This window comes from Streptomyces himastatinicus ATCC 53653 (genome assembly GCF_000158915.1).
Classification (GTDB): domain Bacteria; phylum Actinomycetota; class Actinomycetes; order Streptomycetales; family Streptomycetaceae; genus Streptomyces; species Streptomyces himastatinicus.
Genome location: NZ_GG657754.1, coordinates 2,136,624 through 2,154,793 on the forward strand (window position 1 = coordinate 2,136,624; position 18,170 = coordinate 2,154,793).

12 protein-coding genes and 1 pseudogene are annotated in these 18,170 nt (G+C 67.2%); 7 read left to right on the top strand and 6 right to left on the bottom strand.

The genetic code is table 11. The annotated features are described in order from the left end of the window. Nucleotides 1-180: 180 nt before the first annotated feature. A complete protein-coding gene (locus SSOG_RS08410) occupies nt 181-741 on the bottom strand; it encodes a hypothetical protein (RefSeq protein WP_039936926.1) in 561 nt (186 codons plus the stop codon). 615 nt (nt 742-1,356) lie between these two features. On the opposite strand from SSOG_RS08410, the gene SSOG_RS08415 reads away from it, so the two are divergent. Together SSOG_RS08415 and SSOG_RS08420 are read left to right on the top strand one after the other, a co-directional pair. Next, nucleotides 1,357-1,629, top strand: a complete 273-nt coding sequence (locus SSOG_RS08415; protein WP_009713785.1) for a helix-turn-helix transcriptional regulator — start codon at nt 1,357-1,359, stop codon at nt 1,627-1,629. Nucleotides 1,630-1,791: 162 nt separating this feature from the next. Continuing rightward, nucleotides 1,792-2,667: a DUF6083 domain-containing protein gene (locus tag SSOG_RS08420; RefSeq protein WP_039940808.1), complete on the top strand. Its 876-nt coding sequence runs from the start codon at nt 1,792-1,794 to the stop codon at nt 2,665-2,667. A 201-nt stretch (nt 2,668-2,868) separates the two neighbouring features. Here SSOG_RS08420 and SSOG_RS52265 read toward each other — a convergent pair whose 3' ends face one another. Then, nucleotides 2,869-3,045 carry a hypothetical protein gene (locus SSOG_RS52265; protein ID WP_154685908.1) on the bottom strand — a complete coding sequence of 59 codons (177 nt, stop codon included), beginning with the start codon at nt 3,043-3,045 and terminating at the stop codon, nt 2,869-2,871. A gap of 180 nt (nt 3,046-3,225) precedes the next feature. Between SSOG_RS52265 and SSOG_RS08425 the strand changes: the two genes are divergently transcribed. Continuing rightward, a complete protein-coding gene (locus SSOG_RS08425) occupies nt 3,226-4,689 on the top strand; it encodes a UvrD-helicase domain-containing protein (RefSeq protein WP_009713788.1) in 1,464 nt (487 codons plus the stop codon). A 277-nt stretch (nt 4,690-4,966) separates the two neighbouring features. Here SSOG_RS08425 and SSOG_RS52270 read toward each other — a convergent pair whose 3' ends face one another. After that, nucleotides 4,967-5,116, bottom strand: coding sequence for a hypothetical protein (locus SSOG_RS52270; protein WP_009713789.1), 150 nt, complete (start codon nt 5,114-5,116; stop codon nt 4,967-4,969). A 523-nt stretch (nt 5,117-5,639) separates the two neighbouring features. Here SSOG_RS52270 and SSOG_RS08430 point away from each other — a divergent pair. Together SSOG_RS08430 and SSOG_RS08435 are read left to right on the top strand one after the other, a co-directional pair. Then, nucleotides 5,640-7,811: an AIPR family protein gene (locus SSOG_RS08430; RefSeq protein ID WP_050799815.1), complete on the top strand. Its 2,172-nt coding sequence runs from the start codon at nt 5,640-5,642 to the stop codon at nt 7,809-7,811. Further along, the gene (locus SSOG_RS08435; protein WP_009713791.1) at nt 7,804-9,234 is read left to right on the top strand and encodes a serine/threonine-protein kinase; all 1,431 of its coding nucleotides are present in this window, start codon (nt 7,804-7,806) and stop codon (nt 9,232-9,234) included. The genes SSOG_RS08430 and SSOG_RS08435 overlap by 8 nt, the downstream gene beginning before the upstream one ends. A 31-nt stretch (nt 9,235-9,265) precedes the next feature. On the opposite strand, the gene SSOG_RS48255 is transcribed toward SSOG_RS08435, so the two are convergent. Then, the gene (locus SSOG_RS48255; RefSeq protein WP_167542476.1) at nt 9,266-10,198 is read right to left on the bottom strand and encodes a PIN domain-containing protein; all 933 of its coding nucleotides are present in this window, start codon (nt 10,196-10,198) and stop codon (nt 9,266-9,268) included. Nucleotides 10,199-10,712: 514 nt separating this feature from the next. On the opposite strand from SSOG_RS48255, the gene SSOG_RS08445 reads away from it, so the two are divergent. Then, nucleotides 10,713-11,543, top strand: coding sequence for a hypothetical protein (locus SSOG_RS08445; protein ID WP_245606248.1), 831 nt, complete (start codon nt 10,713-10,715; stop codon nt 11,541-11,543). A 350-nt stretch (nt 11,544-11,893) separates the two neighbouring features. Here SSOG_RS08445 and SSOG_RS08450 read toward each other — a convergent pair whose 3' ends face one another. Then, nucleotides 11,894-15,565, bottom strand: a complete 3,672-nt coding sequence (locus SSOG_RS08450) for a hypothetical protein (RefSeq protein ID WP_009713794.1) — start codon at nt 15,563-15,565, stop codon at nt 11,894-11,896. A gap of 555 nt (nt 15,566-16,120) precedes the next feature. Between SSOG_RS08450 and SSOG_RS08455 the strand changes: the two genes are divergently transcribed. Continuing rightward, entirely contained in the window at nt 16,121-17,461 is a 1,341-nt protein-coding gene (locus tag SSOG_RS08455; protein WP_009713795.1) for an MFS transporter, read from the top strand. Between the two features lie 288 nt (nt 17,462-17,749). Here SSOG_RS08455 and SSOG_RS08460 read toward each other — a convergent pair. Beyond that, nucleotides 17,750-18,170: pseudogene (locus tag SSOG_RS08460) on the bottom strand (hypothetical protein); the annotation flags it as partial.

Sequence of the window (18,170 nt, forward strand, 5' to 3'; positions counted from 1 at the left end):
CGCCCCAGAGGCAGGTACTCGGATTGCTCCGCCCACGAGATACAGATAAGAGCGTGATGCGCCCAGCGGTTCAATGGTGACCAGCGCTGGCGAACCCGGCCCGACAAGGACCGTAAGAGGCCTTGCTCAACCGGCGGGGACCGCTGCGGCGACGATTGACGGTCCGCACGAGTCCGCCGGTCACCGCCCCGGCGCTAGAGTCCAGTGCACGTCACCTGAATCCGGGCAGATCCTCCACCCTTCCAGAACGCCGTTCGCCGTCAGACGGCTGAGCACGCCATGAAACCCCTGATCACGCAGGCCGCAGTCACGGATGATCCGATCCCATTCACTCAAGCCCTCTCCCGAAGACGGATCGCTGCGCGCCGCGAGATAGACAGCCGACAGCCGCTGTTGCGGCTCCAGCCCACCGATCCGGGCAGGGCACCCGATGCGCAGTGCCCAGTCGGCTGCGCGCCGCCGGTCAGGGCGGGCCGGCGACTGGGCGAGCAGCGTCGCATCGCGAAGCTCCGCAGCCACCCCGGCCGTTTTAGGGCCGTTCACCACGCTCAGCCACTGCGCGCGCTCCAACTCATGGCACGCCCCCTCCGCGTCGATACGAAGGCTGCACAGCAGGCCCGCACGCAGTTCGACGTGCATGTACGCGTTCATACGCAGGGCGCACTGCAGCGCGAGGAGCCTCGCCCCGGCGGACACGTCCGCAGGCAGGGCCGCGGCCAGGTAGCTGAGGATCTCACTCACGCGGACACGCTCCCCCGGTCCCCGGCAGGGCCGGGGACCGCGTGGCCGCGCGGAAGGCGGGTGGAGCGGTGCGGCCAGTACGGTGTCGGGCACGACGGCGGCCTGGGTGGTAGCCGCGGCGCAGGCACCGCATGCGTCGGCGAGGCGCCAGACGCGGCCGCCGCGTTCGCAGGCCAGGAGCAGGCGGATGGGCCCCGCGCACCCGCGGTGGCGCCGGTGCCAGCGACAGCCACGTTCATGACACTGACAGATCCGCAGGTGCGGCGCCCTCAGATCACTACGGGCATGCCGGGCGAGATGGGCCAGGGCCGCCGAGCGCGCAGACTCCGCCGTGACCCGTCGGCCGTCCTGGGGACAGTGCTGGCAGACGAGGACGAGCCCTCCCGTCTGGCATCTCAGTTCCACCGTCCAGGTCCGCGACGCCTGCCACACGGTGCGCAGCCTCATGGACGTGTGTTCCTCCCATCCCGATCCGGCGCCACCCCCACCCCGCCGTACGGCGGGGCGGCCGACACCGTAGTGCAGACCCCTGCCCTCCCGACGGTAGACCCATCGGGAGAAATAGGGCAGAGGTCTGCACTGACAGGGCAGGGGTCTGCACCGTCGGATGGTCGGGTGACGATCTTGCCGCCCGATCCGGACCTCAACGCGCTCCGACTGGAGCTGGGGCGCCTGCGGGCTGAGCGCGGGTGGAGCTATGACGAGCTCGCCTCCCGCAGCGGTCTGGCCAGGCGCACCGTGATCGAGATCGAGCAGGGTCGCACCGTCGGCACCCTCAAGACATGGCACGCCCTCGCGCACGCCCTGGACACACCGTTCGACGAGCTCTTCGCCACTCTCTGCCACGAGCACGACCTACCTGGGGCCAGCGACAGCTCGGACAGCTGATCCGGGCCCGTCCGACGCCGACGGCGATTCACCCGATCCGGCAACGCCGTGTCGAATACGTGAGCAGTCGTTCGCACTGTTGTCGCCCCGCTCTGCTCTGCCCGGGGGTACACCCGGGCCAGGTGCCGCCGGTGGGGCGTGTCGGCTGGCAGGTTCGCCAGCATGCACTCCCCCTCCTCTCCTTCTGCACGGCGCTGGGACGGCAGCCGCGCGAGCGCACCTCAGCGGCGATCCCTGCGTATCGCCCCCGTTAGCGCCAGCAGGTTGCTTCGCTGCGGCCAGACCACCTCCTGCAGCCAATGCGGCAATCCGGTCGAGTGGTACCCGGGGGCCGACGACCGACTGGTGCAGCTGCATCCGCACGAACTGCGGGTGGCCAGGGTGCCGGAGTCCTGCCGCTGGCATGTCAGCCGCGGCATCGCCCATCCCTCGGGCGACGGGAGCAACTGGTGCCGACTGACCCATGACGTGCTGTGCCCAGCCCGCCCGGCGCCGACTACCGCGCCGCAGCTGTCCGGCCTGCGCCGGTCCCTTGCCCTGCGCACCCGCCGTCTGCTCGACACCGGAGTCCTCACTCCGCCTGCCACACCGGCCGAAGGGGCGCCGCCGGGCGAGGCCGTCTGCCGTCCGGCCCGGCCCATCGTGCAGCTGCTGTTCGTCCGCTACCTGGCCTCCCGCCCCGTCGATGAGATCCAGTGCGTCGCCCAGACCCGGCGCCGAACCCGCTGCACAGCCGAGATCCTCGGCCCCAGCGGGTTGCACGGGGTGTGGACCCTGGCACCCGTTACCGTGCACCACGGTCAGCTCGCACTGCCGTCGGATGTCATGGCCGTCTACAGCCTGTCCGCGCTGCCGTACCAAGAACAGCTGCGCTGGCGAGCCCAACGGTGTCGGGACCATGCCGCCGCGTCCACCGCCGGTGACCTCGCCGTCGCGGACTGGGAGCCCTTCGACCCACTCCGCCACCACGCGTACATCCACACCCGCCTGCCCACGCACGGGCGCCGCCCCGGCGGCCACGCGCCCCGGCGGGTCTGATCGTGACGCATCAGTACGCCGTCGAGATCGTCCTGACCCGGCCAGCCACCGCTCGGGAACTTCACCGGGCCCGCTGCCACGTGACGTTCGCCGCAAACGCCGACCGCACCCGGCTAATGACCGTGCAACGCGGCAAAAGCCAGGGCCACACCCTGCACCGCCTGCGGCGCAGACTGGACACGGTCCTGCCGATCGACGTGCTCACCACGCACTATCCCGATCGCCATGGGCGAGCGAGTCCTGCTCAATGTCGTCCTCAGCCGCCGCGCTGACACGCAGATCCGCCGAGAGGCGGCCGCTCTTGGCCGGCACGCCGCGGACGTCCTGGCCGAGCGGATCACGGCCGACCTCGCGCGCAGGCAACACCAGCGGCGTCACCGCCTCGAATCACAGATGCAGCGTCTGCTCACCCATCACACCCCGGAAGAAGTTCTGGCCTGCGCGGCAGGCCACCTACTCCAGGCGGCGTCTACCGCGCTCAACCCGCCGGCATTTCCCAGCCCGGCGCAGGCACCCGCTGCGTCCCCTTCCGGCCGTTCCCATCCCACGGAGTCCTAGTTGCACACCCCCACCCACGAGCAGGTCCACGCAGCGGACACATTCCGCGCCGGCCGGCACCTCGCACTGCAGGCCGGAGCCGGAACCGGGAAGACCAGCACCCTGTGCCTGCTCGCCTCCAACACCAAACGCCGGGGCCGCTACATGGCCTTCAACAAGGACATTGCGCAGGACGCCGCAGCCCGCTTCCCGTCCACAGTGCAGTGCCGAACCGCCCACGCCACAGCCTTCGCCGCGCTCGGCCACCGCTATGCCGACCGGCTCAACAGCCCCCGCCAGCCGGCCTGGAAGACCGGCCAGTCCCTCGGCATCCTCCGACCCGTGCGGATCGCCGACCACGAGATCAGCCCAAGAATCCTGTCCCACAACGTGCTGCGCACCGTCACCCGCTTCTGCCACTCCGCCGACGGCGCACTGGCCCGCCACCATGTACCGCGCCTGCGCGGCCTCAACACTCCCGCCGAGCACCGGCAGTTCACTGAAGTCGTGCTCCCCTTCGCCGCCAAGGCCTGGGCAGACCTTCAGCGCCCCGACCACGGCGTCGTCCGCTTCGAGCACGACCACTACCTCAAGATGTGGGCGCTGACCGGCCCGAAGATCGAGGTCGACTTCCTCTTCCTCGACGAGGCCCAGGACACCAACCCGGTGCTGGAGCAGGTGTTCACCGCACAGCGTGACCACGCCCAGCTCGTCATGGTCGGCGACTCCGCCCAGGCCATCTACGGATGGCGGGGCGCAACCGACGTGATGACCGGCTTCGAAGCCGAACAACTGACCCTCACCCGCTCGTTCCGCTTCGGACCACAGATCGCCGACGAGGCCAACCGGTGGCTCGCGCTCGCCGACGCGCCTATCCGGCTGACGGGAACCACCAGTGTTCCCACAGAGGTCAGCAGCATCGACCACCCCGACGCCGTGCTGTGCCGCACCAACATCGGGGCCATGACGGAGGTCATGCGCCTGCTCGGCGAGGGACACCGCGTCGCCCTCACCCGAGGAGGCCAGCAGCTGGCGCAACTCGCTTCTGCTGCACGCGACTTGAAAGAAGGACGCCGCACCCACCATCCCGAACTGGTGCTTTTCGCGTCCTGGGGCGACCTGCAGGACTACGCCGCCTACGATCCGGCTGGCCACGACCTGCAGCCCTTCGTCGACCTCGTCGACACCCACGGTCCCGAGGCCATCCTCGCTGCCGTGTCCGCACTCACCGAGGAGGCACACGCCGACGTCACCGTCTCCACCGCCCACAAAGCCAAAGGCCGCGAATGGCCGACCGTCAGGGTCGGCAACGACTTTCCCCAGCCGCAGGACACCGCCCCCGGCACAAACGCGACTGCCCAGGCCCCAGATGTAAGCGACACGGACGCCCGTCTCGCCTACGTCGCCGTCACTCGCGCACGTCACCGACTCGACCTCGGCGGCCTGGCGCGGAACGCCACCGCCCAGGAAGACGAAAGTGGATGACGCCACAGACCTCGAGGGGCAGCCGGTTCCCTGGACCGCACACGACCAGCGCTGCCGAGTCCTGACACAACCCGCTGGCAATCCAGCAAAACTGGGCGCGGCGCCGGAGCAGCACATGGTTCCAACTTTCCCGCCCCGATCCGCAGCGTCACTATGCTGACCTGCAGAGAGCGCTGATCGATCACGGACGAAGCTTGCCAGGTACATCGGCGCGGGAGAGCTTCGACGTAAGCATCCCAAGGAGGTCAGCCAATTGCGGCGCGAAGCGGCGGAACTCCTACAGAGCCAGGGTGACCTGGTCCAGGAGATCGGCCTGGGCCTTCGCGATCGCGTTGGACAGCTCGTCCTCGCTCAGGATGCGGGCGTCCTGGCGCCTGCGAAGGCTCTCTCCCTCGCGGCGCTGCTTCCAGTTCTCCAGTTCACTCACCGAATAAGGGGCGCTGTACTTCCCGTCGATCAGCTTGTGACGCGGAGCAACAGCAGATTGGCGAGGCTATTCAAACCCCCGTGCCAGGTCGGGTCAGCCCGCGGGCCGTGGGCCTCGAAAGCGCGAATGTGCAACCTGCTTGGCCGAGAGCAGCCAGGGGTGCGCGGAACTCGACTAGCTGACCCGGGCGGTCGGCCTCTCGACGCCTGCCCTGGCCGCCCTGCTGGGCCAACTCGTGGCCGACAGGCCTCTCCTGGGCTGGTGCCTGAACATGACGGCCCAAGAAGTCCACTCCCCTCGGCCCGTAGGGACCCACCTCAAACCACCGCCCGCCCCTCTTACGCGCAGCCCACCTCATGGGGAGAAGGTGGCACGACCACCACGGATGCCCCCGGTGCCCGTGCCGTGGGTGGCGCTACATCCATCAGACAGGCGCACTGCAGGGCCTGATGGGGAACTCTCGCGAACCCACGCGCGTCCTCGCTCGTATAGTGCTGGGATCACCATCGGACGGAGGCCGGGCGTGACGGCAGGGACCAACGCGGAGGAGGCCACGCCCTTGCAAGTGCGGCAGGTCCGGCAAGCCCTCGCAAGCGAGTTCGACGGGCTGATCGATCTGGGGGACGGCGAGTTCGCCCGAAACCGCGAGACCGTGTTCTTCTCCCGCGCCCTGGCGGCGAAGGCCATGCGGATCACAACCGACTGCACCCCGCAGGAGGCGGCCGCCGCTGTCACTGACGGAGCCGATGACTTCGGCATCGATGCCGTGGCCACGTCCCCGGCAACCGGCGAGTTGTGGCTGATTCAGGCCAAGTGGAGTGACCGGGGCACTGCCCGGTTCACGTCCGCCGACGCCTCCAAACTCCTCCATGCCTTCCGGATGCTGGACAACTTGGACTTCGATCGCTTCAACGCCCGGTTTCAGGCCTTCGCTGACCGGATCCGCCATGTGCTCGCCCAGCCAACGCCCCAGGTCCACCTCGTCGCTGCCGTTATGGGGCCAGCAGCACCAGCGACTCGTGCCCTGCAGCTAATCCACGGGGAGTCCGCCGACCTGGACACTCGCACCGATCTGAGGGTGCTGGCGAGCAGCGACCTGTACGCCGCTATCCGCCAGGACGTGGCGCCGCAGCCGCTGATCGTGACCGCTACCTTCACCGACGGCTGGTTCGGGCAAGATCTGCCCTATCCCTCCCACGTCGGTACGGTCACCGCAGACGAGATCGCCCATTGGTATGAGCTGCACGGCGCAGAACTGTTCAACGTGAACGTACGCCGCCCGCTGGGGCACACATCCGTCAACGCCACACTTGATGACAGCCTGGCCAAAAACCCTGAGCACTTCTGGTATTTCAACAACGGCATCACGGTGCTGTGCGAGTCGACCACCGCTGAGTACTTCGGCCGCCGCGCCCAGGGCGCGCCGGTGCGCCTCACCATGACCGACGCGCAGATCGTCAACGGCGCACAGACCGTGGCAGCGCTGTACCGCGCCTTCGCGGACGATCCGCAGACGCTCGCGGAGGCCAAGGCGATGGTGCGGATCATCACCATCGGACAGACCCCGCCAGGGTTCGCCAACTCGGTCACGGTGGCCACCAATACCCAAAACCATGTAGAGCAGCGCGACTTCATCGCGCTGGACCAGGCGCAGGCGTACATTCGCGACGACTTCCGAATCACCCTGGACAAGGACTACGTCATCAAGCGCGGAGAGCTTGAGCCCGCGCCCGATGCAGGCTGCACCGTGCTGGAAGCAGCCACTGCGCTGGCCTGCGCCCATCCCGACGCGCGGATGGCCGCAGGGGCCCGCGCCTCCACTGATTTCCTGTGGCAATCTGCCCCGGAGGGCGGCTATACGCAGCTGTTTGCGGAGCCACCCAACGCCGTGCAGATCTGGCGCTCGGTGCAGCTGCTGCGTACCGTGCAGCAGACCGTCCACGACCTCTCGGCGACCTTGCCCGGCCGCGCCGCCGCGATCGCAGAGAGCGGCGTACTCCTGGTGGCCCATCTTGTGTTCCAGCGCGCAGACACTGAGGCGATCGACGACCTAGACGCAGACTGGCAGCCCGCACTGAATGCGGCTCCGGAACTCACCGCGCAGACCCTGGCCCATCTCATCTCCGAAGTCGACCGGCAGTACGGGCCGCACAGCTTCGTCTCGCGCACCTTCACACAGGCGGCCGCCTCCCGGGAACTGGCGGCAGCAGTCCTGGCCTCGTTCGACGGCCAGGGGCACTACCCCGAACTTGCCTCCTACCAGCGTTCCACCGAGCCACGTCGCGGGCGGCGTCCCAACCCGACGCGAGTCCTGGTCGATCAGCACCGGCTGCAGGACGGCACCCAGCTCATGTATCACCCCAGGCCCCGGGAGGACGAGGCAATCGGGGAGTGGCTGAACGCCGACCCGAACCGGTTCATGGCGACATGGACTAACGACAAGGCCAAGCCCCTGCTGTGGGCGGCTGACGGAGCGCGCTATTCCCCGGCCGGGCTGATCCTGCACATGTGGCGGCAGGCAGGCTGGGACGACGCCCCGCTCGCGGTGCAGGCCAGCACGCAGTGGGCCCTGCCCGGCGGCCCCACATTGAGCGAGCTTGCGCAGGAGCTGTGGCACGAGGCCCGGAGCACCGAGCCGCACTCGGGCGAAACCGGCGGAGACGTGAGGCGGGGGGACGGCACGAACGGTGCCTGAGCCACGGATCATCGCCAAGCGCTACGCGCTGCGTGAATCAATCGAGGAAGGCGGGATGGGCCAGGTCTGGCGCGCCAACGACCTGATCCTGGGGCGCGATGTCGCCGTCAAACTCATCCTGGACAACCTCGCTGCCCACCGTGATGGCGACGCCGTCGTGGAGCGCTTCCGCCGGGAGGTGCGCGTGACCGCGCAGCTGCATCACCCAGGCATCCCCCAGGTGTACGACGCCTTCTTAAATGGCACCGCAGACCGCATGTTCATGGTCATGGAACTCGTGCAGGGCGTTTCCCTGAAGCAAGTGATCGACACTTCCGGGAGTGTGCCTACGGTGTGGGCCGTGTGTCTGGCACTGCACATATGTGCCGCTCTGCACCACGCGCACGATGTCCACGTGATCCACCGTGACATCAAGCCAGCCAACATCATGATCGCGGTCGACGGCACCGTGAAGGTCCTGGACTTCGGCATCGCCATGGCCCTAGGCCTGGATGCGCCCAGCCGCCTGACGAAGCCCCAACAGATCATCGGCAGCCCGCACTACATGGCCCCCGAGCAGTTCGATGCGGGTCACATCACGCCCCAGACCGACCTCTACGCCCTGGGCGTAGTCCTGTACGAGCTCCTGACCGGTGAGCGGCCGTTCGACGGGGGCAACGTCGTCAACCTGATGTGTGCGCATGTGCTCCAGCAGCCTGCACCACTACGCAGCCACCGTGCGAACGTCGACCCGCAACTCGAACGGCTCGTCCTCGAGCTGTTGGCCAAGCGCGCCGATGCGCGCCCCAGCAGCGCCCGCCACGTGATGGACGAGCTCCTGGGCCACCTGCCGCACCAGCATCACGGGTACCTCTCCTTCCCCGGACTGCCGACCCTGACGGTGCCCCCAGTCCTTATGCCCGGCCCCGACACACCTCGAGTCCCGGCAGTCGCCTCGAGGGGCGTTCGCCATGTGCTCCCCGAGCCGGTCAGTACGGAAGGGCACACCGACCGCCTGGGAACAGCGCGAGCTCTGTTCGAGGCAGGTCGGCTGAGCGAGGCGCTGTCGGTCTACGAGGCCCTAGCTCATGAGTTCGACCTCCTCGGCGTGCAGGGTGCTGAGGATGCCCTGACCTGCCGCATCCAGGCCGCCCGTTGCCGGATCGGACTCGGCCAACATCAACGCGCGCTAAGCGATCTCCAGCGCGAACTGGCCCAGTTGCGCGCCCACCGCGCACCCACGGACACCGTGGTTCTTGAGGTGCGCCTGCAGGCAGGGCTGTTGCTGCGCGATGTGCACCGCTTCGCAGAGTCGGTACAGGAGTTGGGCAGCCTGTACAACGACTTGGTAGGCAAGCATGGTCCGGATTCTGCCCTGGCGAACCAGGCACGCGACGCTCTCGTCGCGATTCGTCGTCGGCCGCCGGGCGGCCGCTCCATCTGATGAGGCTGGGGCAACCCACGCTTAGGTGTCTTCACCGTCCTCGGGGACGTCGACGCTGATGCTCGCAAGGTTCGCCTCGCGGTGCCCAGTACCGAAGCCGTCCTCGGGGATCAGGTACTTGTCCGGTGGAAAGTCCCAGGGCAGGCACCAGGTCATGGCCTTGCCGCGCATCCCGTTGTCGCGCGTGGTGACGGTGATCTGGCGCGGTGCGATGGCCTGCTGCAGGTGGGCCGCGCGGGCCACGGCTTCGTCGTCGTTGTTCGGCAGGCGTCGGTGCCCAGGCTCGTCGCGTTGGACCTGATCCTCGGTGCCGTCGTGCAGTTCGAAGCGGCCGTTGGGGGGACAGGCCCTTGAGGACATCGCCCAGCAGCTCGTAAACCCCGCGCGCTCGTTTCCTGATCTTCTCGCTACCCTCGGAGTAGGACTTGGTGTCGATCTCCTCCACCACCACGTGCGGGATCACCAGCGTTGCTGGGCCCTTCCCGCACACCCGAGACCACGGAATCTTGTCGAAGCGCTGACAGTGCAGCAGGGTGTTCGTGTCCACGACCAGCACACGCTGCCGGTAGCTGCGGTAGTCCTCCACGGTCTGCCGCATCCGGTTCTGCAGTTCCATGAAGTACGTCGCCAGCTCGTCCAACTCCCAGTGCACCAGCAGCGTGGTTCGGTAAGGCGTCAAAGAACTGTGCACGATGTGGCTGTAGTGCTCGCCGCGCAGCCGCGCCGGCACCGCGGGGTCGGCGAAGACACCCGCCAGTTGCCGGGCGGTCGTCGCGGTCCACTGGGCGTACTGCCGCAGCGTCACCACCAGGTCGGGCCCGGCCAGCTTCGAGGGCTCCACGCCCGCCAGCGTCGGCTGGGCGAAGTGCGGGACGGAGTTGCGGACGTCGTTGAGCCCGCCCTGGACCAGATCGTCGAGGAACTTGATCGCCTTCTCGCAGGTGACCCCGGGCCGCAGCAGCATGGACAACTCCCTCGCCTCTCGGGCTGCCGCACCGTTGCGAGCGGCTTCGCCAGCCACATCGTGGCAGCCGATCCCGGCAAGCGGCCACCGAGATCCGCAGGTCTGCCGCACCCTGACGCTCGTTGAACCAGCAGAGACCGTCCTCCATGGTCGATTCCAGGGGCGAGGGCTCATGACACGGTCGTTAGCGGTACCCCTGGTTGTGAGAACCGTGCGGCATAGGTCCACAAGTCGGCGCCCCGCAGGTGAGGAATCAAGGAGAGCAAGTCTGGGGAACCCGTGAGCAACGGGTGGGGAAAATCAAGGTTCTGGCCCCGATTTCGTGAATGATCTTCGGCTTCTGGCTTGGCCTGCCGAGCTCCTGCTCCCGATCGGAAGACGGCGGTGTTCTCAGGTGACAGAGTCGCCGCCTCCTCAGTGTCCGGCCGGGGCTCCCCGTCAAGGGCGCCTTCGGCGTCGCTCACTCGATGGGCTTCGACCCCGTGCTGTCAGTGCCGCCTTCTACAGTGCTTCCATGTCTGACAACGAACGGCCGCCGAACCGCAGGCTGGTGGAGGCCGTGTATCCCGCCGGCACCCACCTCGACTACTCCCGCGCCTCCTCCAACGGGATGCGCGGCAACGTACGCGACGACCGGGACAACTCGCTCATCGGCCAGGCCGAACTCTTCGACGCCCCCGACCGGTACGCCGACGGCTACCACGACGGCTACGACCACCGATCCCACGACGACGAGTTCCGCCGTCACGTCGCGGACCTCCTCGCCCGCGAGGTGGTCCTCTTCTTGGGGGACCTCGCTTATGACACGGCGGCCCGCGGCTTGGCCACCGCCCTCCCACACGTCAACGCCTGGGTGCGCCAACGCGTGGACAAGCTGCGCAGCCGCTCAACGAGGGTCGCTGCAGCCGCCCTCCCCGAGCCCGCGCAGGAACCCGGTCCCGAGCACGCACCGCCGCGACCGGCCGCCGCGACCGCGGTCCACCACCGGGTGGACCCCGTGCTGCGCGCCGACCAGGGCGATACCTGCGCGAACGCCGCCCTGGAGCGGATCAGCGCTCGGGCGGTCGAGGTCCACGGGATGGCCGCGCACTACGCCGCTGACCTGCCCGCGGCCGACGCCGCCGACGAGGCCATGCGCCAGGCCGTGGCTGCGGCTGCGCCCGGACTAGCCGCCGCCGCTCTCCAACTCATCGCCTCTGACGAGGCGCTGGGCCTGACCCCTGAGCAGCAGATGTACATGTGGGAGCGTGCCGCCGAACTCGACCTCGCCGTGGTCGAAGACCTCACTGGCGCCCACACCATGCCGGCAGAGGTCGTCGCGCCGCAGCCCTTCGGCCGCGAGTAGGAGCGTGATGCCCCGGGCCGGCGGATCCGAAGATCATTCACGAAATTGCGGTCAGAACCAAAATCAACGAGTCTCATCAACGACCGAGGCGAGCATCGCGCTGTTCGGGTAGATGGACGGTTTTTACAACTCCCGGCACAGCCAGAAACGGCTCGGCTACCTCAGCCCACCGAGTTCGAAGGGAAGCACCACACCGACCAGGCAACGGCCGAACGCACCTGAAAACCGAGAACCCCTGACCATCCGATAAAAGTAACCACCGCACGCAGGATGAACCTCAGACAGCACCCTCGGCCGCCTGCCGGTCCGCTTCGACGGCGCCCCCTCGATCCCATACATAGGGGTCCAGATCAAGAGCGGCGTCTCCCATTGCCTCGCTTGTCCCGAACGAGCTCTGCGGCGACCCACTGCTCGAATTCGCCGATAGGGACTACTGGCACGCTGGAGGCAAGCACTCGGGGAGCCATGAGATCCCTGCTGGTGACGATGGCGGATGTAACAGTCCAGCTGGTGGTATCGCGATCCTTGAGGAAGTGAGTCAACATTGCCCCAAGGTTTTGGTGTACCCACGCTGTGCGGCGACCAAGTTTGAAGAGAGCACTTTTGTCGCCGCGCAATAGAGCATCGGCTTCGTTGGCCATTTCGGTCGGATTACGTGACATCTCGAAATCCTTGGCTTCGATAACGATGATCACACGTCTAGCCGCGTCGATACCAAGCGCATCGATGTCGCCCAGATCGTGCCCCTCGGCCGACACGAGTCTACGTCCCGCGATTTTGGAAACACCCCTGACAGCGATGGAACAGCCTCCAGCCTTGAGTGTTTCGACGACATGCGCTTCGAAAGCCTTGTTCTCGTCCTGCCGAATCACTCCCAGCAGTTTCTTCATCGCTGGTGACGTGCTGCGCAACCGTCCGGAGTAGATGAGGTTGACCCAATACGAGCCACTGCTCCAAGTGTGTCTGGCTCCCCAGACGAGTTGAGAGCCGTCCCCTGTACCCACGCGGATTAGCGGGCGTCGAACGTACGACCACTCACGGTTGTAGCGCCACGGCCACGCATCGGAGTTGACAGAAAGGAATTTGGCCCGGGGACGCAGTGTGAGCAGATCGAGGAAGGTCTGTGCTTTCTCATGTTCCCAGTGCAGCGTCGTGGACAAGTGATCGGCAACAACCGACTCTGGAAGGGTGTAGGGCTCTGACTGGCAGCGTTCATCCCCCAGAGCGATGACCTCGCCGATACCCTGCGCCAAGTCAGTGAGAGAGAAGCCGAACTCGGCAACCATTGCTTCTTCTACCTGCGTGGTGGACCCTTGGGGCTCGGATCCCCGGCGGGAATGACGAGTCGGCGCCGTAAGTAGGAGTGCCTCTGCTCGGGCTGTAGCAAGGGCGTTGGAGCCGGATTCGTATTGGTCGCCGCGGGAGACACCGAGTCGGCCAGAGGCCAACAAGGCAAGTTGAGCCTCTGAGAAGTCGTGGTGAATTGCTTCCGAGAGAGTGGCACGAGAGATGAGTTCTGCAGACAACGCCATGAGGTGGTCGTAGGTGTCCAGGGTGAGTGACGAGTCTCCACTGGGAGGTTGGGCAGCGACGTATTCGATGAGGAATCGACTGGCCTGAGCAGCTTCCACTTGGCGCTTGGTGGTCCTGACAAGGTTCTCGGCCGGCTGGCTTGCCTCTCCGAAGCAGGCAATGCGCGATGGGAGGATCTGGTCGTTGAAGGCCTCGTCGTACAGGAGCGCTTCGTGCCGGGAAATCAGCGACTCGATGAGTCCCTCGGCCGCCAGACCGGCCACAGTATCCTCGATGAGCGCGAAGTAGTGCCCTACGACCTTCTGCAGAACCTGGGTGCGCTCGTCCGATGGGATGGCCCCAACAGGCGTACCGGCGCTATCGAGATACCGGCCCAGTTCGTCGAGAACCGCGGCGGAAGCGGCCGGTTGTACCAGTCGAGCCGTAGGAAGCGGACCGGGACGCAGCGGAACGCGTGGGTTCAGCTCGACGTGCAACATCTGTTTGGGGCCTTCGGGCGCCAGTTGATCGACGAGCGCGCTGCGGGAAGCGTCAGGATCCTCGTCCACCAATCCGGCGGTTTGCGTGATGCCTTCAAGCAGGGCGCGTAGCAGGATGCGGTCGGCTCCATTTGCGTCTGTGAGAAGGCTGGCCATCCCCTCCGCGCAGAGGCGCAGATCGACGAGCCCAGGTTCGGCGCCATGCACGCCGACCCAGGGGCGTTCACTTTCTGTACCAGGATTGCCGTCCAACGCAGCCTGCCACGCTGAGGGATTATCGAAGGAAAGGCTCACGTACAGCTCGCCCGTAGACGCGGCTCGCGGCAAGAGGTCGGGGCGGGCGGTGGAAATCTGCCAGGTCCAGAAGGCTGCTGCTTCTACCGTCAGGTGATGGAAATCCTTCAGCCCGTCAGCAACTTCATGGTCGCCAGCACCCAACCACACATTTACGTCTGGGACTTCGACGAGTCTCCCCACCTCGGGTACGTCTGGAAGAGGTCGATAGATCGGCGCCGTAGACGTGCCGTATACGGAGACCACCGGCACGTAGACAGGCCTGTGGGGGCTGGGAACGTCATGACGGTCGTAGCGTTGCTGAACTTCAACGCGCAGCGCTCGAGAGTGGTCCTGTTCGACGAGAAGCATCGTAGGTCTCGTGTCGTCTGACACGTAGTAGCTGTACTCGCAGTTCCGGTAGAGCCCGTAGTTGTCCAGTGCGCTCCACGACTGCACATGGGTCGTCTCGTGCAGCTCCGTTTCCGCTTGCGCAAATCGCCATAGGAACAGGGGGTCTGAGCCGTCCAGCTCTGCCATGACCTGAAGGTCGCTGAGAGAGGTCACGACGACCGGGCCGGGGCGACGCTGGTCCGCGAGTCCTAAGAACGAGGATCGGCCCACGCCTTCGTTGATTATGAGGCGAAGAGTGCGGGCGTCCTCGGGAAGAGGCGGGCCGACAGGGTCAATGACGTTCTGTACCCGCAGACCAAGATCCCGGATGGGCCAGTGACCTGCCGGATTGGTGTCGTCGTAGTCGGACAGGTCATCCATGACCACGGCAAGGTCGAGGATCTTGTCCTCAGCGAACGTGAAGGTGCGGCGGGTGATCAGGTCATCACCCGTCTGTTGAGCCGACCCTGTCGGGACCGCACCACACAGCGTCAAAAGGCGGCCGGTGTCTCTCATCGTCTGATCGCGCAGTAGGCGCGCAAGCTGAGGTCGGCATTCGTGCAACCCGGCTTGAACGATGAGTTCATGGCGCAGCGCCGTAACCAGTTCGGCTGGATTTGCGACGATCAAGCCGTCTTCCATGAGGAGAAGAGGTTTGACTACGAGTCCATCGTCCGGCCCTGGTCCCGTGGTGAGCGTGTGCTCGCCGGGCCGGATACCCCATCCAGCGAGGAGATCGACGGAACTGGCCGGCAGCAGGTGAGACAGGTCGGTGAAGCGATAGCGGACGGCTTCCCGCAGGGCGGTGAGAGTCTTCTCTCCCGGAACGAACACCTCGTCGCCGTGTCGCTGCGGCGGAGCGATACCCCGGTGAAGCCCGGCCCGACGCAGCATGGCGTCGCTCAACCTCAATGCCGTGTGCGCCCACAGCTGCGTCTCCTTGACGAACTGCGTCGGCAATACGGCCTGTCCATCAGGCCCGAGGATGCTACGCAGCATGAGATCGAGGGTGTGAGCACACCGTGATGTCAGTCCTTGCGCGACGAGACATGGCCCGCCGTGGAAGGAAACCTCGGCGGTGTACAGGTCGTCGTACAAATCTTCTTGGGCCCGGATCTGAGAGCCGCTGACCAGGGGATCCTTGAGCAGCGCCCGGAGCTTGCTGGGTGACAGCCGAGGTACATCCGGACGGCTGGGGAGGCACGCGCCGATGGAAGCAAGGCGCTGAAGCCTCACAAGGCGCGGAATGTTCTGAGGAATCAACTGCAGAGCGGCTGCCGACGCGACAAGCGAGGGGCCGTCTACATCGTGCCAAGGGCGGCCGGTCAAGCGGGCAGCGGTCATGCGCGTCTCCTAGGGCTGGCGGACGATTCTTGATGCAGCCGAAGAATTCACTGCGACCAGCAACAAGCGCCTCCGTGCGTCACGGTAGCGCCCAGGACTGACAACGGACGCCTCTTCCCAACCCCGAACGCCCGACGCCTACGGGATCGAGTTCACCAGGCGCTCGGCATCGCCGACGCGGAACCGGCTCACCCCCGTCACTCACTCACAGTGAGCATCCAAACCCATGATTCGCCAACTAAGCCTCTCATGATTTGCCAACAAGGATTCTCCACGTGCTCCCGACCTGCGCGTCTCAGTCCATGATTCGCCAACTAAAGCTCTCGGTCACACCGGCGGTTCATCGCCTTTCGTGCCCTGTCGGCTGCGGGCTAGTGTTCACGCAGCGAGTGACCCACGAGGAGCGAAGACATGCCCGGTCGTCCGAGCACGCGTTGACGTTTGAGGCCGTGAGCGGCCTGTCATCGCGTGCCTGCCCTTGAAGCGCGGCACAGCGAGCCTTCCTTTCCCGCTGCCTGAATGCGGGTCTCGTCTTCGGTCATCCGAGGGGTCTCCGTGCCGTCCTCTTCTTCTGCTTCCTCCGCTTCCCCTGCTTCTTCCGCTTCCTCTGCTGTATCCGATTCCGGTCGACCTGTTCCATCACACCTGTGGCGGGACCGCGACTTCCGCAGGCTCTGGGTGGGCCAAACGGCCTCCCAACTGGGCGAACAGGCAAGTCTGGTGGTGCTGCCGCTCTTCGCCGTCCTGACGCTCAACGCCAGTGCCGGCCAGTTGGGCGCCCTGCGCGCGGTGGGACAGGCGCCGATCCTGCTGCTGTCGCTCTTCGTCGGCGCATGGGTGGACAGGTGGCGGACCCGTACGGTGATGGTGCTGACGGACGCCGGTCGGGCCCTGGCCCTGGGCGCCGCGGCCGTGGCCGGCCTCCTCGGTGGGCTCGGCCTGCCGACGCTGCTCGTGGTCGCCTTCACCGTCGGGGCCCTGTCCGTGTTCTTCGACGTGGCATACCACGCGTCCTTGGTACGGCTGGTGAAACGCGATCAGTTGGTACGGGGCAACAGCGCGCTCGAGGGCAGTCGGTCCGCCGCGCAGATCGGCGGTCCCGCCCTCGGTGGTGCGCTGGTGTCGGCGCTGTCGGCGCCGATCGCCGCCGCCTCCAGTGCGGTGTTCTTCGCGCTGTCGTTCCTGTCGATCCGACGGATCGGTCGCCGCGAAGCCGTCCCGGAACACTCGGAACGTCCCCCTCGGGTCTGGCGGCGGATCCATGAGGGCCTCCGCTTTGTCGCCCGCGATACCTCGCTGCGGACCGTGTGCCTCGCGTCGGCCGCCTTCCAGTTCTCCTTCGCGGCGGTGATGACCGTCTACCTGCTGTTCCTGCCACGGGACCTGCACCTGTCGGGCACCGTCGTCGGGCTGGCACTCGCGGCGACGGGGCCGGGCGCCCTCCTGGGCTCGCTACTGGCCGCCCACCTGCCGGGCCGCTTCGGATATGGCGCTGTGCTCGTGTCCGCGGCGGCACTCGGCGACGGCGTGTTCCTGTTCGTGCCCGCACTGCACGGCTCCTCTGTGGTGACGGTTCCCGCGCTCCTCACGGTCGGCTTCGTCTTCGGGACCTTCAGCCAGCTGGTGAACGTCACGATCATGGCCGTCCGGCAGACCGTCACCCCGGACGGGATGCAAGGCCGCGCGGCCGCGACGATCAGCTTTGTCGGCGGGGGGCTGACCCCGCTCGGCTCGCTGCTCGGCGGCTTTCTCGCGGAAGCGTGGGGAACACGCACGAGCCTCCTGGTGACAGCCGCGGGCATGCTGCTGTCACCGGCGCTGATGGCCCTGTCCCCACTCGCCCGCCTGGGACGGACGCTCCCCGCCCCGCCGGAGAATCCGGCCCCGTCCGCGTGACGGCTTCTGCCGCCGCGAGCAGCCCCTCACGGCTGAGACCTCAGCACGGCGACCTCGGGCGACGGGTCGAAGCCGTGCTCGACCAGCCGGCGGACCACCCGCAGGCTTCGCAACGACCACCACGCGCGGCGTCGAGGTGCGATGCGATCTCGTCGAGGCCCCGGCCGGGCCAGGGCGGCAGCGGCGCGTCGTGCAGCATCCGTGCGGCCGCAGCCGCCGCGGCCCACGCCGCCGACGGCGCGGGCGACGGCTCGCCGAGGCGGCCGCCCGCCCGGGGACGGTTCATCCCTAGGACCGCGTCGCCCTCGCGCACTCGTCCCCGGAGGACTCGCCGCGCCCGACCGGCGCGGTGCGGTCGTAGGGGTCGACCTCCGTGCCGGTCTCGTCCGCCCGGCGGTCGGAGCCGAAGGGCGGGGTGAAGTAGCCCGTGGGGGCGCCGCAGCCGCCGTTGGTCATGTCGTACTTGTACGAGACGATCGAGAACGTGCCCGGCTCGGTGATCACCTTGGCCGGGTTGTCCCAGCTCAGGACCAGCTCGCGCCGGACGATCGTGCGCACGATCTCGTCGCCGCCGCCCGCGTCCGCGCGGGTGACCGGGTAGACGAAGGTGACGTCGGCGGTCACCTGGAGCGCGCCGCGCTCGCCCTCCCGGTAGGTGAGCCGGCCCCGGGTCTTCACGATGTCGCCGACCAGTTGGGCACGAGAGGGC

Bases quoted from the DNA above. Each gene is read 5' to 3' on its own strand.
- SSOG_RS08445 (WP_245606248.1), top strand. From the start codon at position 10,713: ATGTCTGACAACGAACGGCCGCCGAACCGCAGGCTGGTGGAGGCCGTG.
- SSOG_RS08420 (WP_039940808.1), top strand. From the start codon at position 1,792: ATGCACTCCCCCTCCTCTCCTTCTGCACGGCGCTGGGACGGCAGCCGC.
- SSOG_RS08450 (WP_009713794.1), bottom strand. From the start codon at position 15,565: ATGACCGCTGCCCGCTTGACCGGCCGCCCTTGGCACGATGTAGACGGC.
- SSOG_RS48255 (WP_167542476.1), bottom strand. From the start codon at position 10,198: ATGCTGCTGCGGCCCGGGGTCACCTGCGAGAAGGCGATCAAGTTCCTC.